The sequence below is a fragment of the Ruegeria sp. AD9 genome (assembly GCF_056542305.1).
Genome location: NZ_JBQFZP010000006.1, coordinates 41,123 through 55,306 on the forward strand (window position 1 = coordinate 41,123; position 14,184 = coordinate 55,306).

The window sequence follows — 14,184 nt, forward strand, 5'->3', positions numbered from 1 at the left end:
TCAGCGCTCCCCGGTTACGCGTTTGCGGATCGCGTTGTTGAACAGAACGGCAATCAGCAGCATCGCGCCCAGGAACACCTGGAACCAGTCCTGATCGAAATCCGTATAGGTCAGTCCGATGACAACCATGCCAAAGATGATCGAACCAAAGAACGCCCCGATGGCCGAGCCATATCCGCCCGTCAGCAGACAGCCCCCGATCACGGCAGCGATGATCGCCTCGAATTCTTTCTGGAAACCACGCCGTGCGTCGGTCGAGCCCGCGTCGATCACCGTAATGATGGCCACCAGTGCAGCGCAACAGGCAGTCAGCATGAACAGAGACACCTTGATCTTGCTCACGGGAACACCGGAATTCGATGCCGCAGTGCTGTCACCGCCCGCCGCGAAAATCCAGTTCCCCGCCGGGGTTCGCAGCAACACATAGGTGGCGGCCAATGCCAGCACAATGAACCACAGGATTTCGACCGGAACGCCGGGCACCTTGGGTGCTCCGCTTTTGAAGGTGTCGATCATGCCGTTGGCCGCCAGCCAGGCAAACAGGCTGCCAAAGGCTTCACCCGAAAAGAACGGCGCCAGCCAGTCGTTTTCAACCACGTCACGCACACCGCGCAACTGGGTCGACCCTCCGGTCGCCGCTTTGAGGCCAACAAGGGACAAGCCACGCAGAATGAACAGGAAAGCCAGCGTCACGATAAAGGACGGCAGGCCAGATCTTATGACGATATTGCCGTTCACTGCTCCGACGAATGCCGCGAATACAAATGTCATGGGGATCGCAATGATCAGTGGCAGATGCCATGTCACCACGCAGACGCCGAAGAACAGGCCCGCAAACGCCACCATCGATCCGATGGACAGATCAAACTCACCACCGATCATCAAAAGCGCTGCGCCGATTGCCAGAATACCCAGCTGTGCCGCAGGTGTCATGAAATTCATGACCCCGGCCAGGGTAAACATCGAATCGTCTGCTGTGATGGCAAAGAAGATGACCACCAGAACGACACCGGCCATCGCACCGAGTTCGGGCCGTTTCATGAGCTTGGTCATGAAAGGTTCTTTCTTGACCCTTTCGTCCCCGGCGATTTGCGCTGAGTCACTCATCGTTTCCTCCCACTTGGGTGGGAGCGGCGCCACCGCGCCGCCCCGTTTAGTTCAGGTTGCGGTATGGATCAGCGGATGCCCTGCGCGGACAGCTCGATCACCTGCGCGGCCTTGTCCTGAGTGATCAGGTTCGGACCCGAAGGAACGTTGCCACCGGGCATCAGGCCGTATTTGGCGTGCAGGCCCATGAAGTTCACCGACAGGTACCCTTGCAGATACTGCTGCTGGTCAATGGCAAAGGCCGCGTCGCCATCCGCAATCGATTGCAGGAAGTTGGCCGACAGGTCGAAGGATGCAACGTTCACATCACGGCCCGACGCTTTGACAGCGGCAACAGTCGGCTCACCGGCCGAGCTTGCACCCAGCGCCATAACCGTATCGACGGCTTCGTTTGCAGCCAGAGCAGCCGAGACCTTCGACTCGATTTCCGACGGATCGTTCGAGGTCGGCAGAACTTCGACATTACCGCCAAAGCCTTCCGCGAAACCTGCGCAACGCAGGTCCAGCGCAACGTTGCCCACTTCGTGGTTCACACAGATCGCGGTTTTGCCCCCCATCGAAGCCAGTTGTTCACCCGCAGCTTTCCCGGCGTCAAACTCGTCCTGACCCACGTGCAGCAACGCACCCAGCTGTTTCGACACATCCGATCCCGAGTTGATCGAGATCACCGGGATTCCAGCGGCAACGGCACGTTCGATTGACGGGCCAAGCGCATCCGCATCCGGGATCGAAACGATCAGGCCATCAGGTTCCTGGTTCACCGCTGCGTCGATCAGCTGCGACATGGCCACCATGTCGAAGGTTTCCGGCGCGCGGTATTCCACATTCACACCGACATCCTTGCCAGCCTGTTCAACACCGTTCTTCACGACGTTCCAGAATGCGTCATTGGCCTGGCCATGCGATACGACCACGATGTCCTGCGCAAGAGCGGGCGTAGCCAGGGCCAGTGCCCCCGCGGCAAGTGCACCTTTAACGAATTTCTTCATTTCAGTTTCCTCCCATTGGTTCAGTCTGATCTTCTGTTGGGGTACCGGCCCCAATCATCCGGCTGTGCCGAATCTCAGTGGCTGCGGCGCAGGGCCGAGCTGTTGTTAGTTTGAAGAATTTTGGTCATTTTGCAACCGGTTTCAAAATTTCCTCCATCCGGACGGGCTTTCCCGTCTTCGCTGACAGGGTCGCGGCCTCGGCCATCGCCAGCGCCGCCACACCATCCTGCAACGTGACGGGAACGTTGGAACCGCCGCTGACGGCATCAACAAATGCGGCCCATTCCACGCGATAGGCCGGCATGTAGCGTTCCAGAAAGAAATAAGTCGGCTTTGCGCCCACAACGCCATCTGCCGTCGATTTCACGACGGTGTTTTCCAGCATGTTATGCGCCTGCAACAACCCTTCCGAACCCAGCACCTCGACCCGCTGATCATAGCCATAGGCCGCCCGGCGCGAGTTCTTGATGACCCCAATCCGGCCGTCTGCGTAAGTCATTGTGACCACAGCTGTATCCACATCGCCTGCCGCGCCGATCTCTGCATCCACAACCGACGATCCCACCGCCGTGACGGTCTGGGGCACATCCCCCATCAGAAAGTTCGCCATGTCGAAATCGTGGATCATCATGTCCCGAAACAGTCCACCGGACACTTTTACATAGCTGACCGGTGGCGGGGCCGGGTCAAATGACGTGATCGACAACAGTTCGGCCTTGCCGATTTCACCTGCGTCCAAACCGGCCTTCAAAGCTGCAAAATTAGGATCGAACCGCCGGTTAAACCCGATCATGACAGGTTTGCCACGCCCCGCGACCGCTTTCAGACAATCCTGTGCCCTCTGAAGGCTCAGATCGACGGGCTTTTCGCACAGAACGGCTTTGCCAGCGCCCGTGGCCGCCTCGATCAGGTCGGAATGCGTATCCGTCGGCGTTGCAATCAGAACCGCGTCAATCTCGGGATCAGCGATTATTTCTTCTGAACTGCGTGCCTCGGCCCCATATTCATCCGCCAGGCTGGCTGCCGCCTCGGGTAGCGCATCGGATACCGCACACAACCTGCTCCCCGGATGGGAAGATATGGCCTGCGCATGAACACGCCCAATACGCCCGGCACCCAGCAATCCGACCCTCAACATGCAGCTCTCCCGAATCTTGTTGTTGTGCGTAACAATGATTTTCTTTGCAACCGGTTGCAATATTTTTTTTGCATCGCCGCCGGTTTTGCCAGCCTATCCCGCACCCTCACCGTGAATGCCGCGCAAAAACCCGGTCTGATCTCAACAGGATTACCCCGCCCGACACGCATTTTCCGCGCAAATGCCAGCCTACGGGAATCCCCCAATATCGCCGCCCGGTGAATCACGTTAGATTGTACTTAAGGAACACATACTACCACTCTGTGACCCCTTAGAGGGGCTGGCATGACCCCCTCGTCCAGCCCCTCATACCACACCAAACAGCCACAAGATCACATCGCGCCGACCAAAGCAGGCGCATGTCCGGTATTGATCTGGTTTGACAATGGCGATCCCTGAAGGACTCGAACCCTCAACCTGCTGATTAGAAGTCAGCTGCTCTATCCAGTTGAGCTAAGGGACCGCTGCGCCCTTCTTGCGGTTTTTACCCGCGGGGTTCAAGAGGCAAGCGCATGAATGCGCTGTTGGGATCGTCAACATACCCAAAGATAGGCCCGCAATAGGAATAGCCCAGCGACTCATACAGCTTGCGGGCGGCATCATATTCGCGAAGATGGCTTGCCCCGGTCTCAAGAACCAAAGCCTCGCACCCCTCTGCGCCAGCCTGTTCAGCCAGATGCGTCATCAGCACGTGCGCCAGCCCGCGCCCTCTTGCCTGCGCCAGAATATGCACCGATTTCACTTCGGCGGTTCCATCGGGCAGCGCTTTCAGCGCACCGCATCCCAATGGCTGCTGTCCGTCAAAAATGGCCCAGAATCGCACCCCCGGGCCAGCCAGTGCTTCGGCGTCCATCGTGTGGTTGCTTTCCGCAGGTCCCGCAGTTTCGCCATGGGCAAAATGCGCCTCGACAATCGGGCGTAATACGTCCGATGTCGGGTCAGCCTCGCGGATTTCGATCATTCAGTGAGTCCAGGGGGCACGCCGGTCGGTTGCGAAATTCTCGCCATAGCCCCGCGCACGCAGATTGGGTTTGCGCTTGTGCGGCTCGCTGACCTGCGCATCGATACCGTGGGCCTTGGCATAATCCAGCGCCTCTTCCCTCGTGTCGAACTTCAGGCGCACCTGAGCCTGCGTGTCGCTGGACGACGTCCAGCCCATCAGCGGATCAACCCCGCGCGCCGAGGCCGGGGCGTATTCCAGAACCCATTTGCGGGTCTTGGCCATCCCCGAGGTCATCGCATTTCTTGCGGGCTGGTAGATCCGTGCGCGCATGTCGCCTCTCCGTACTCACTTGGCTGAGCCCGTTTATGCGTCAGAGCGCGCCCGGGGGCAAGATTGCAATTGTCGCGGCCCTCGCCCGCGAACTCATGCCAGAAACTGTCATCAGGCTGGGATAGGATCGCGCCAAACAAACGCAAGAACATTACACCATCTCACCCCTCGCACAGTCTCAGACCGCATTGCGCGCAATGAATTCGGATCGGCCCTTGCAGTTGGACAAAATAAGAACAAATGTAAGGGCCTGACGCCCGGAGCCTGCCAATGCCTTACGCCCATTCCGACAAGACCCAACTGACCGCCGAAGACGTGCGCGCGCGCCTGAAACTGGAAGGCGGCAGGCAATTCGTGATGCATACCGAATTCAATCCGGCAGGCGATCAACCCACGGCGATCAAGGAATTGGCGGGCGGCGTGCTGGACGGGGAACGCGATCAGGTGCTGCTGGGCGCGACCGGAACGGGCAAAACCTTCACCATGGCCAAGGTGATCGAGGAAACCCAGCGCCCCGCCATCATCCTGGCCCCCAACAAAACGCTCGCCGCGCAGCTATACGGTGAATTCAAGGGCTTCTTCCCCGAAAACTCGGTGGAATATTTCGTGTCCTACTACGACTATTACCAACCCGAAGCTTATGTGCCACGCTCTGACACCTACATAGAAAAAGAATCGCAGATCAACGAACAGATCGACCGGATGCGCCACTCGGCCACGCGGGCGCTGCTGGAACGCGATGACGTGATCATCGTCGCCTCGGTGTCGTGCATCTACGGTATCGGTTCGGTCGAAACCTACGGGGCGATGACGCAGGATCTGAAGGTCGGTCACGAATACGACCAGCGGCAGGTGATGGCCGATCTGGTGGCCCAGCAATACCGCCGCAACGATCAGGGGTTTCAGCGCGGCTCGTTCCGGGTGCGGGGCGACAGTCTGGAAATCTGGCCCGCCCACCTTGAGGACCGCGCCTGGAAACTGTCCTTCTTCGGCGAGGAATTGGAACAGGTCACCGAATTCGACCCGCTGACCGGCGAAAAGACCGACACGATGGACCATATCCGGGTCTATGCAAACTCCCACTACGTGACGCCAAAACCGACGATGCAGCAGGCGATCATCGGGATCAAAAAAGAACTGCGGATGCGCCTCGACCAGCTGGTCGGCGAAGGCAAACTGCTCGAGGCGCAGCGGCTGGAACAGCGCACCAATTTCGATCTGGAAATGCTCGAGGCCACCGGCGTCTGTAACGGGATCGAGAACTATTCGCGCTATCTGACCGGTCGCGCACCGGGCGAGCCGCCCCCGACCCTGTTCGAATTCATCCCCGACAACGCCATCGTCTTTGCCGACGAATCCCATGTCAGCGTGCCGCAGATCGGCGGCATGTACCGGGGCGACTATCGGCGCAAGTTCACGCTGGCCGAACACGGGTTCCGCCTGCCGTCCTGCATGGACAACCGGCCTTTGAAGTTCGAGGAATGGGATGCCATGCGCCCGCAATCCGTCTTCGTCTCGGCCACCCCCGCCGCGTGGGAGCTCGACCAGACCGGCGGCGTCTTCACCGAACAGGTGATCCGCCCCACCGGCCTGCTGGACCCGCAGGTCGAAATCCGCCCCGTGTCGATGCAGGTCGACGACCTGCTGGACGAGGTGCGCAAGGTCGCCGCCGATGGCTATCGCACGCTGGTCACAACGCTGACGAAACGCATGGCCGAGGATCTGACCGAATACCTGCACGAACAGGGCATCAAGGTGCGCTATATGCATTCCGATATCGACACGCTGGAACGCATCGAGATTCTGCGCGACCTGCGTCTGGGCGCGTTCGACGTGCTGGTCGGCATCAACCTGCTGCGTGAAGGGCTCGACATTCCCGAATGCGGGCTGGTCGCCATTCTGGACGCCGACAAGGAAGGCTTTCTGCGGTCCGAGACCTCGCTGGTTCAGACCATCGGCCGCGCCGCGCGCAACGCCGATGGCCGGGTGATCATGTATGCCGAAAAGATCACCGGTTCGATGGAACGCGCGCTGGCCGAAACCGACCGCCGCCGCGCCAAGCAGATGGCCTATAACGTGGAACACGGCATCACGCCCGCGACCGTGAAAAAGAATGTCGAGGATGTTCTGGCCGGGCTGTATGCGGGCGACGTGGACATGAACCGCGTCACCGCCACCATCGACAAGCCGATGCACGGCGCCAACCTCGAGGCGCATCTGAACGGGCTGCGCGACCAGATGCGCAAAGCCGCCGAGAACCTGGAGTTTGAAGAGGCCGCCAACATCCGCGATGAAATCAAACGCCTGGAAGCGGTCGATCTGGCCATCGCCGACGACCCTATGGCCCGCCAATGGGCGGTCGAGAAAGCGTCTGAGGATGCGGTGAAATCGCGTGGGCGGTCAACGGCTGGACGGCCGGGGCAGCGGGGTGGGAATGTAAAGAGAAGGAAGCGGTAGGAATTCTTTACTGCCGACGATACGGAATGTTCGCTCCCCGCACTTTCTTCGCCAATGTCGTTTTCTTAAATTCTTGCAGCATCTTGCGGGTCGCCATCACAGAAATTGGCGTACTGGCCGTTGGGCCAAGAATTACCGCGTCAGCTAAATTTTCATAGGAATAGTCCATGCCAAAGATGCTGCTAAGCTCTCCCATATTCAGCTTCAGGCGAGGCTCGATTCCACGGTCTGAAATGGAGTAGCTCTTCATCTTCTCAAATTGAGAGTCTGGATCGCGGTCTTTCAAATATGCAAGGCGCCACTCTTGTTCTTCTCGAAACCCGACGTCCTTTGAAAAGATCGAGGCCAACACAATCCTCTTAAACACTTCTTTGGCAAGAGTAGGGACCGCAGCATCATCAAATTCGACTTTTCTCAAGAACTCCGCGACAGAACTGAATAGCCTGTCAATCCAAGCTAACCGCTCTTGCGCAGTGCCGTAGACTACCTTTGCCAAGACAAGGCCACGCTGTGGAACACTCGTCAGCTTCGCAGTGTCTAAAACAATCGCAGCTCCCCCACCATCAGCGCCATAGGCTCTCCACATCGACAGTTTTCCGTTGGGCTCACGATCATCGTATTGCGAGAAACAACCAACGTACAATTCGGCTATCTCACTCGTTCCATATTCGTCATAGCAAGATTGAAAACTTGCTAGAAAAAGATCACATCTCTGCTTTGTTTGTAGTGAGTTTAGCAGCCTTTCATGCTGATATATCGCTCGCAGTGACGCGTTGATCCCAAATGCAACTTCTTCATAGTCGTTCATTACTAAAGGGTTAGAAAGCCAGAGCTCATCATTCTTCAACATGCTCTCAAGCACAAAAAGCGAGGAATAATGTGCCAGCTTTGGTCGCGTCGTTTCAAATTCATTTTCGGCGGGTAAGTCCGAGTATAGAAACTGAACAAACTGCTGGATCGGATCTGCGTGTTGGTCTGACACTAATCTACTTCGTATTGGTTAATTGGTCTTCGAAACCTGTCCACGTTCGCGCTCATTTGCAAGCGTTAGTTGTATCATGTTGCGTCTTCCACGGCACTCCACCCTTGCAGCCCAGTGCGCACTCCTCCACGTTTGAAATCACAAATTGTGTTTCCAAGCGGTTGCCATGACGAACCCGAACACCCTGGCCAGACCGCATGAGGTCCAAATCGCTGTTCTCTCCAACTAAAAGAAAGGGCGGGAACCCCCGCCCGAACCGTTACCCCTTATCCCAATGGGCAATCACGTCGTACCCAACCGGCGTCGGCGGGCCTTCCATGAATTCGGCGAAATGGCCCCACAGCTCGGCCACTTTGGGAGCATTCGCGTTCGAGGTCGCCTCGCTTTCGACCACCGAAATCACATAGCCCGAACCATCCTCGTTCATCACATTGGTAAAACTGTGCATGCCGGGCATACCCATGATGTCGGATTTCAATTCATTCATCTTCGCCGTCGCCGCCTCGCGCGTACCGGGCTTCATTTTGTATTGGGTAATTCGTGCAAACATCACTTTCCTCCGTCGTCTGGCAAAATTGCCATGTAACACGGCCGGAACGGCCCCGCCGCGCGTACCCTAGCACGACGGTCCGAAATCTCGCATTGATACCGGCGATTTGCGCCGATTTTCAACCATACACCGCACTGCATCCGGGCGGCTGTCCCTTCAGGGTTGCAGCCTCGCCCCCAGTGCGGTTGTTTTTGCACCGATGGATGCTTGATCCCAATCAATGTCGAAACGCGAATGCGTCGGCAAAGTGGGTCCCATGCAAACACAGAACCCAACCGGAATTGACGCCTACAAACCCGCCCAGATCGCCGAGCTGGTTGAAACCGCCGGTGTTGCCAAGGCACATCTCACGGTCGGCCAGACGCTGACTCTGGCGATACTCGCGGGCGTGTTCATCGGCTTCGGCGGGGCCGCCTATACCATGGTCATGACCGGCGTTGACACCGGATTCGGACCAGCCCGGTTTCTGGGTGGGGTCGTGTTCTCGCTGGGCCTGATCCTTGTGGTCGTCGGCGGGGCCGAGCTGTTCACCGGAAATGCCCTGATGACTATCGCGGCGGTGGACCGGAAAATCTCGCCGCGCGCCCTGCTGCGCAACTGGGGCCTCGTGTATCTCGGGAATTTGGTCGGGTCTATCGCGCTGGCTCTGGCCTTCGCTGCAACCGGTTTGCTGGACGGGCCCATGGGGGCCACCGCATCAGCAATCGCAAATGGCAAGGCCGACCTCTCGGCCACCCAAGCCTTTACGCGCGGCGTTCTGTGCAACGCGCTGGTCTGCCTTGCTGTCTGGCTGAGCTTCGCGGCCAGATCGGTGGTGGGCAAGGTCATGGCGGTACTCTGGCCCATAGCGGCGTTTGTCCTCTTGGGGCTCGAGCATTCCGTCGCCAATATGTACCTGCTGCCGCAAGGCGCGCTTGCCGGTGCCGACCTCGGTTTTGGCGCGGCCATCGGCAACCTGTTCTGGGTCACGATCGGCAATATTTTCGGCGGCGCAGGCGGCGTCGCGCTTGCCTATCGCTTTGCCTATCTGCGCAAGATACCCCAATGAACACGCCGAACCTCCGGTCGGGGACGCGGCAAACCCCGGCATTTCAAACTTGCACCCCGCTCCACCCTCCTCCACGTTTGAAATCACAAATTGTGATTCCAAACGGCTGCCATGACGAACCCGAAAAACCTGCCCAGCGCGCATGAGGTCCAAAGTGCCATTCACAGGGTGCGCGGCACCCGCGTGGTGCTGGCCGAGGATCTGGCGCAGTTCTACGGAAAATCCGTCAGTGCGTTTAATCAGGCGGTGTCGCGCAACACCGACCTGTTCGAGGGCTACCGCTTTCAGCTGACCGATGCCGAGGTCGCTGATTTGCAATCACAGAATGTGATCTCAAAACCCAAAGGCCGCGGCGGGCGGCGGGTCAATCCGTGGGTCTATACCGATTACGGCGTGGCCATCGCCTCGGCTCTGTTCAAGGACCCGCGCGCGATCAAGATCACGCGGATGATCACCGAAGCCTTTGTCGATGGCGCGAACGCCCTGGCCGAAACTCCACGCAACCTGCCGGAAATCCTGCCCCCCGAACAGACTCCCGCCCCGCTGCTGCCCAATGGCGACCAACTGCGTGAACTGGCTGAAAACATCCTCGATTCCGGGCAGCAGAGCCTTGTCGATTACATCGCCAACCCCACCACCAAACGCCAACAGGCCGTGGCGGTGATCATGAAGACGCTGGCCGAAACCGCCGGGGAAGAGGTCCGCACCCAACAGGAACGCCTGCGCCTGCGAATCGCCGAACGGCTGGCCACCGGCGATTATGCCAGTGACGACGACCGCAAAGGGTTGTTGGAACTGCTACAGGCGATGAAAGGCTAGACCCTTCCCCCGAATTCAGGGGCGCACGAACTTGGCGCTTCCCACCGACCGTTCGCGCGGCTTCGGCTGGTCTTGCGCCTGCACGGTGGTCGCGCGCGGCAGCTCCAGCTCGGCATACCCGCAGGCCACCCCGTCACCATCCGGGTCGTTGCGCTCATGATATCCCGGCTGTCCTGCGCGGAACGGCCCGATCCCCATGGCCTGTGTCGCATCACATCCCGCCAGCGCGATCAGGTGGATCACCGCCTCGTCCCGCTCATAGCCCGAGGTGCGCAGAAAGACGCCCGTGGCAATCAGCGCGGTCGTCAGCGGCAGCAGCAGAACCATGACCAGTATCCTCAGCGGGGACAGCGCCTGCCGCCGCGCCGCCTCGGCGCGCTGGTGTCGTTTGGCCGAGCGCGGGTTCAGGTCAGGTGCTTCCTGCGTTGGTTTCTTGAACAACATGCCCAGACCCATAAGGGCAATATGTGGCAAAGCCGAGGCAACACAGTTCCACCGGGTTCAAAAAATCTGGCCCGGCCCGAAACCGCCGCCCGCACAGGCACAATTTTGCTTACTGCCAGTGATGTCCGACTGTCACCGAACCACATGCACCGCACAAGGGGCGTGGCGCACGATATGGGACGCGGTTGACCCCAACAGCAGATCCTGCATCCCCGGCCGGTGCGAGGCCACGATGATCAGGTCCGGGTGATGCGCCTCGGCCCAGTCCAGAATGGTCCGGCCGGAATGCCCTTCGATCACGACGCCCGTGGCATTCGGCAATTGCGACGCCAGCGTATCAAGCTCTGACTGAATCGCCTTTCGGGCCTCGGTCAGATATTCGGACGGCATGTACGAGATTGCATAATTTGGAATATGCTCAACCACATGCAGCAATGTGACTTGCGCGTCCGGCGTGGCCAGAACCCGGGCCAGTTTCAACGGCCCGGACGTGTCTCTTTCAGCATCGAAAGAGATCGGAACGAGAATGTTGTGATACATAGCATGCGCCTCCGTTTTGCAGGCTTACTTTGAAACAGACATGCACGGCAGGCTTTGATTCAGGTCAGGTAGAGCCAAATGTCTCTGCAACGTCATACATGACCGGCTCAAAGCTCTTGCACAGCTCGTTGATCTTGCGGTTGCGGTCGCGCATCTCGGCGGTCCGCAGCATGGCCAGGAAATCCTCGCGGCGTTGCCATTGCGAATAGTTGGCAATCCGGGTTTGCGCATCATTCACATGAAGCCCGGCAGAAACAAAGCCGGGCTGCTTCGAGATGAACTCGGAATAGGCGTCGGTCAGCGCCTCCAAAAGGTCCTGACAGGTGCCGGGCGTCATTTCAAACGTGGTGATAACTGTCTGAACATTGGCGTTTTTGGCGATTTTCGGCATCGGGATTCTCCATTTCTTTCCCCAAGCCTAGCACATCAGATTAAAACGTCGCCTATTTCCTTGCCGCTGCGCCAATCCGCGCTTTTCTGCGCCCGTTTGTCAGGCGGCTGGCCACCCGAAATGGGCGGCCAGCCGCTGCTTCAACGCTCCATGCGCATCGTGACCGAGACTTCGCCTTTCAGGTGATCCGGCCAGCGCAGAATAAGACTGTCGCCACTGATCCCTTGTTCGGTCAAAACATGAGGGGCCGAATAGACAAGGTTGTTGAACACCCCGGTCAGCGACCCGATGGCAGTGACCCCATCGCAGCCGCGCGCCTTGCCGCCAAATGGCAATTCCCCGTTTGCCGAAACAGACCAGACATTCGCGACCGAGTTCTGCTGGCTGCGGACGCGCAGCGGGTTCGATGATCTCTTGGCAATCCCGTGATAGGTATTGTTCTCGTAGGTTACGTTCGAATGCCTGTTATTGTCCAGATCGGCAAAAGATGTATCGACCCGTTCCGCCCGATCGATCGAACCGCTGGTGGCGCGGAACTTGTTGCCGGTCACCGTCACACCATTCAGGTAATGGCCAGCGCCATAGGGGCGGATGATGATATAGCTGAACCAGGCCGGTGCATCGCTCGAGAAAAAGATATTGTCCGTGATGCTCATCGAACTGAACGAGAACCCGCTGGTATAGGTGGGTGCCGCATCGCGTTCATTGGTCCATTCGATAAAGCAGTTGTCGACATAGTTCTCGGCAATGGTCGAAGTGTTGTAGGTGCCGATCATGATCAGCCCCGCGGTACGGACCCCCTGCGGGATGCCGTCGCCCTGAAAGAAATGGTTGCCCAGAACCAAATTAGTACCGCCGCCCAGAACGGCAAAATGCTTGAACCGCACCGCCTGATTGTGACGCAGCTTCACATCGTTCGAGTTGGTGTTCAGCCCGATGGAATTCCGGTCCGTCACGTCAAGCGCTTCTTCTGAGGACAGGAACTGGCAATTATCGATCAGCAGCCCCTTGCACCCCGTCGCGGTCGAGGTCAGGCCCCGATCCTTCGGGCGACTGATAAAACAGTCTTTCAACGAAAACGTACTGCCCGAGGCCGCCAGACGAATACCGCTGCACCGGCTGTTGCACTGAAACTCGATCTGTTCCATGCCGAATTTCCGCAACGTATCGAAACCGCTGAAATCCAGCAGGTATTTGAACGACTGAAAGGTAAAGGTCTGGGTACCGGCGGCGTCATAGATGGGTGCACTCAGGGTTATCTCACCGGCACCTATGTTTTTCGAGCGCACGTAAACCTCACGCCCGACACCACTGCCTTCAACCAGCGATCCTACCGGAATATTGGCCACATTGGCGACATTGGTCAGGCGTGTCTTGTCCAAGGGGTCATAAGTAGCGACAGAGGTGAAGGTTTCGGTGTCCCAGGCGGTACCGCTTTTGACATCGAGCTGCCCGTTGCGGATCACGCGGCGCGTGGAAAAGCCGCTTTGCTTGTTGGGAACCGCAGCGGCCATGTCGATCGGCGCGGAAACGGAAATCTTGCGCCCGCCAAGATCCAGCGAGTCATGGTCCGAATTGTTTAGCAGAGCCTGAAACGCCTTCTTGAAAGCCAGCTCCTCATCTCCGAACGCCTCAATATATGCGGGCAGATGGAAATCCTTGGTCAGCAACAGCATCTTGTCATCCGGCATGGTGACGGTGCCTTCGAATTCAATCTCCGCATCGATGCTGGTGTTTTCCGCAAGGTGATAGATGCCTTGCGGAACAAAGACCCGGCGGCCACCGGCCGCCTGATCCGCCGCCTCAAACGCAACCGAGTCATCCGTCACACCATCACCAACAGCACCAAAGTCGCGCACATCGACCAGGCTGATCATCTCGCGCAGAAAAAACCCGGTGACATCGGTGATCTCAAGATCATCGACACGCACCAGCGCGCCGTTGGCCCCTTCGATATCCAGGCCGAAATGCCCGTAAAGGGCGGCCAGCCCCCAGGGCATGTCCACGCCCGGGCGCTGGCCGGTGCCGACAATCGCGGTGATCTCGTGAACCGTGCCATAGCCCGACAGCTGGGTGGCAGGCCCCTGTTCCACAAGACCGGCCACATGCACATCACCCGCGCCACCGGCCCAGGCTGCAATGCGCACCGACGGCAACGGGCCGCTGATCGCCTTGACCCGGGCTTTGATCTGCAAATAGCAACCGGGCAGGATCGGCGTCTGCCCCATGTAACGCAATTGCTGCGTCGTGTTGACCTTCAGGATTTCAAGACAACCGGCAAAATCCGCATCCGCCGGAACAAATACCCCCGTGCCGGACCCGCCATATGTGGGCGATCCGGGTGTTCCGTCCCCCGCAGACCAAACCGTCAGACCATTCGCGAATTGAGGCGGCATGAACACGATGCCGTCGGTGATTGCCTTGTTCATTGAAAACCCTTTCCCAA

15 protein-coding genes and 1 tRNA gene are annotated in these 14,184 nt (G+C 58.5%); 4 read left to right on the forward strand and 12 right to left on the reverse strand.

Features of this window, described 5'->3' with window-relative positions:
- The 3 genes from ACR0AM_RS10605 to iolG all read right to left on the reverse strand — a co-directional run bounded on the left by ACR0AM_RS10605 (position 1) and on the right by iolG (position 3,234).
- The gene (locus tag ACR0AM_RS10605) at positions 1 to 1,107 is read right to left on the reverse strand and encodes an ABC transporter permease (protein ID WP_480475272.1); all 1,107 of its coding nucleotides are present in this window, start codon (positions 1,105 to 1,107) and stop codon (positions 1 to 3) included.
- 68 nt (positions 1,108 to 1,175) lie between these two features.
- Entirely contained in the window at positions 1,176 to 2,096 is a 921-nt protein-coding gene (locus ACR0AM_RS10610; protein ID WP_267364100.1) for a sugar ABC transporter substrate-binding protein, read from the reverse strand.
- A gap of 124 nt (positions 2,097 to 2,220) precedes the next feature.
- The gene (iolG, locus tag ACR0AM_RS10615) at positions 2,221 to 3,234 is read right to left on the reverse strand and encodes an inositol 2-dehydrogenase (RefSeq protein ID WP_480622872.1); all 1,014 of its coding nucleotides are present in this window, start codon (positions 3,232 to 3,234) and stop codon (positions 2,221 to 2,223) included.
- Here iolG and ACR0AM_RS10620 point away from each other — a divergent pair.
- Positions 3,187 to 3,456: a hypothetical protein gene (locus ACR0AM_RS10620; RefSeq protein ID WP_480623006.1), complete on the forward strand. Its 270-nt coding sequence runs from the start codon at positions 3,187 to 3,189 to the stop codon at positions 3,454 to 3,456. The genes iolG and ACR0AM_RS10620 overlap by 48 nt on opposite strands.
- 164 nt (positions 3,457 to 3,620) lie before the next feature.
- Here ACR0AM_RS10620 and ACR0AM_RS10625 read toward each other — a convergent pair.
- The 3 genes from ACR0AM_RS10625 to ACR0AM_RS10635 form a co-directional block, all read right to left on the reverse strand.
- Positions 3,621 to 3,697, reverse strand: a tRNA-Arg gene (locus ACR0AM_RS10625).
- Between the two features lie 21 nt (positions 3,698 to 3,718).
- The gene (locus ACR0AM_RS10630) at positions 3,719 to 4,195 is read right to left on the reverse strand and encodes a GNAT family N-acetyltransferase (RefSeq protein ID WP_480518577.1); all 477 of its coding nucleotides are present in this window, start codon (positions 4,193 to 4,195) and stop codon (positions 3,719 to 3,721) included.
- The gene (locus ACR0AM_RS10635) at positions 4,196 to 4,507 is read right to left on the reverse strand and encodes an ETC complex I subunit (RefSeq protein ID WP_480622873.1); all 312 of its coding nucleotides are present in this window, start codon (positions 4,505 to 4,507) and stop codon (positions 4,196 to 4,198) included. It abuts the gene before it with no gap.
- Positions 4,508 to 4,777: 270 nt separating this feature from the next.
- Between ACR0AM_RS10635 and uvrB the strand changes: the two genes are divergently transcribed.
- A complete protein-coding gene (gene uvrB / locus ACR0AM_RS10640) occupies positions 4,778 to 6,964 on the forward strand; it encodes an excinuclease ABC subunit UvrB (protein WP_480622874.1) in 2,187 nt (728 codons plus the stop codon).
- A gap of 7 nt (positions 6,965 to 6,971) precedes the next feature.
- Here uvrB and ACR0AM_RS10645 read toward each other — a convergent pair whose 3' ends face one another.
- Together ACR0AM_RS10645 and ACR0AM_RS10650 are read right to left on the reverse strand one after the other, a co-directional pair.
- Positions 6,972 to 7,946 carry a DUF2971 domain-containing protein gene (locus ACR0AM_RS10645; protein ID WP_480622875.1) on the reverse strand — a complete coding sequence of 325 codons (975 nt, stop codon included), beginning with the start codon at positions 7,944 to 7,946 and terminating at the stop codon, positions 6,972 to 6,974.
- A gap of 259 nt (positions 7,947 to 8,205) precedes the next feature.
- Positions 8,206 to 8,496 carry an antibiotic biosynthesis monooxygenase family protein gene (locus ACR0AM_RS10650; RefSeq protein WP_209507883.1) on the reverse strand — a complete coding sequence of 97 codons (291 nt, stop codon included), beginning with the start codon at positions 8,494 to 8,496 and terminating at the stop codon, positions 8,206 to 8,208.
- Positions 8,497 to 8,752: 256 nt separating this feature from the next.
- Between ACR0AM_RS10650 and ACR0AM_RS10655 the strand changes: the two genes are divergently transcribed.
- Both ACR0AM_RS10655 and ACR0AM_RS10660 read left to right on the forward strand, forming a co-directional pair.
- On the forward strand, positions 8,753 to 9,544 hold the full coding sequence (locus tag ACR0AM_RS10655) for a formate/nitrite transporter family protein (protein ID WP_480622876.1): 792 nt from the start codon (positions 8,753 to 8,755) through the stop codon (positions 9,542 to 9,544).
- Between the two features lie 111 nt (positions 9,545 to 9,655).
- Positions 9,656 to 10,363: an ORF6N domain-containing protein gene (locus ACR0AM_RS10660; RefSeq protein WP_480622877.1), complete on the forward strand. Its 708-nt coding sequence runs from the start codon at positions 9,656 to 9,658 to the stop codon at positions 10,361 to 10,363.
- Between the two features lie 15 nt (positions 10,364 to 10,378).
- Here the strand turns inward: ACR0AM_RS10660 and ACR0AM_RS10665 are convergent, their stop codons facing one another.
- The 4 genes from ACR0AM_RS10665 to ACR0AM_RS10680 all read right to left on the reverse strand — a co-directional run bounded on the left by ACR0AM_RS10665 (position 10,379) and on the right by ACR0AM_RS10680 (position 14,167).
- The gene (locus ACR0AM_RS10665) at positions 10,379 to 10,807 is read right to left on the reverse strand and encodes an excalibur calcium-binding domain-containing protein (RefSeq protein WP_480612287.1); all 429 of its coding nucleotides are present in this window, start codon (positions 10,805 to 10,807) and stop codon (positions 10,379 to 10,381) included.
- A 132-nt stretch (positions 10,808 to 10,939) separates the two neighbouring features.
- On the reverse strand, positions 10,940 to 11,347 hold the full coding sequence (locus tag ACR0AM_RS10670; RefSeq protein ID WP_480475256.1) for a universal stress protein: 408 nt from the start codon (positions 11,345 to 11,347) through the stop codon (positions 10,940 to 10,942).
- 64 nt (positions 11,348 to 11,411) lie between these two features.
- Positions 11,412 to 11,738: an antibiotic biosynthesis monooxygenase family protein gene (locus ACR0AM_RS10675; RefSeq protein WP_480554169.1), complete on the reverse strand. Its 327-nt coding sequence runs from the start codon at positions 11,736 to 11,738 to the stop codon at positions 11,412 to 11,414.
- A 140-nt stretch (positions 11,739 to 11,878) separates the two neighbouring features.
- Entirely contained in the window at positions 11,879 to 14,167 is a 2,289-nt protein-coding gene (locus ACR0AM_RS10680; RefSeq protein WP_480622878.1) for a glycosyl hydrolase family 28-related protein, read from the reverse strand.
- Positions 14,168 to 14,184 lie beyond the last annotated feature (17 nt).

Coding starts and splice junctions, on each gene's coding strand:
- ACR0AM_RS10675 (WP_480554169.1), bottom strand. CDS start 11,738: ATGCCGAAAATCGCCAAAAACGCCAATGTTCAGACAGTTATCACCACG.
- ACR0AM_RS10670 (WP_480475256.1), bottom strand. CDS start 11,347: ATGTATCACAACATTCTCGTTCCGATCTCTTTCGATGCTGAAAGAGAC.
- ACR0AM_RS10650 (WP_209507883.1), bottom strand. CDS start 8,496: ATGTTTGCACGAATTACCCAATACAAAATGAAGCCCGGTACGCGCGAG.
- ACR0AM_RS10680 (WP_480622878.1), bottom strand. CDS start 14,167: ATGAACAAGGCAATCACCGACGGCATCGTGTTCATGCCGCCTCAATTC.
- uvrB (WP_480622874.1), top strand. CDS start 4,778: ATGCCTTACGCCCATTCCGACAAGACCCAACTGACCGCCGAAGACGTG.
- ACR0AM_RS10655 (WP_480622876.1), top strand. CDS start 8,753: ATGCAAACACAGAACCCAACCGGAATTGACGCCTACAAACCCGCCCAG.
- ACR0AM_RS10620 (WP_480623006.1), top strand. CDS start 3,187: ATGAACACGCCCAATACGCCCGGCACCCAGCAATCCGACCCTCAACAT.
- ACR0AM_RS10635 (WP_480622873.1), bottom strand. CDS start 4,507: ATGCGCGCACGGATCTACCAGCCCGCAAGAAATGCGATGACCTCGGGG.
- ACR0AM_RS10665 (WP_480612287.1), bottom strand. CDS start 10,807: ATGTTGTTCAAGAAACCAACGCAGGAAGCACCTGACCTGAACCCGCGC.
- ACR0AM_RS10630 (WP_480518577.1), bottom strand. CDS start 4,195: ATGATCGAAATCCGCGAGGCTGACCCGACATCGGACGTATTACGCCCG.
- ACR0AM_RS10610 (WP_267364100.1), bottom strand. CDS start 2,096: ATGAAGAAATTCGTTAAAGGTGCACTTGCCGCGGGGGCACTGGCCCTG.
- ACR0AM_RS10660 (WP_480622877.1), top strand. CDS start 9,656: ATGACGAACCCGAAAAACCTGCCCAGCGCGCATGAGGTCCAAAGTGCC.
- iolG (WP_480622872.1), bottom strand. CDS start 3,234: ATGTTGAGGGTCGGATTGCTGGGTGCCGGGCGTATTGGGCGTGTTCAT.
- ACR0AM_RS10605 (WP_480475272.1), bottom strand. CDS start 1,107: ATGAGTGACTCAGCGCAAATCGCCGGGGACGAAAGGGTCAAGAAAGAA.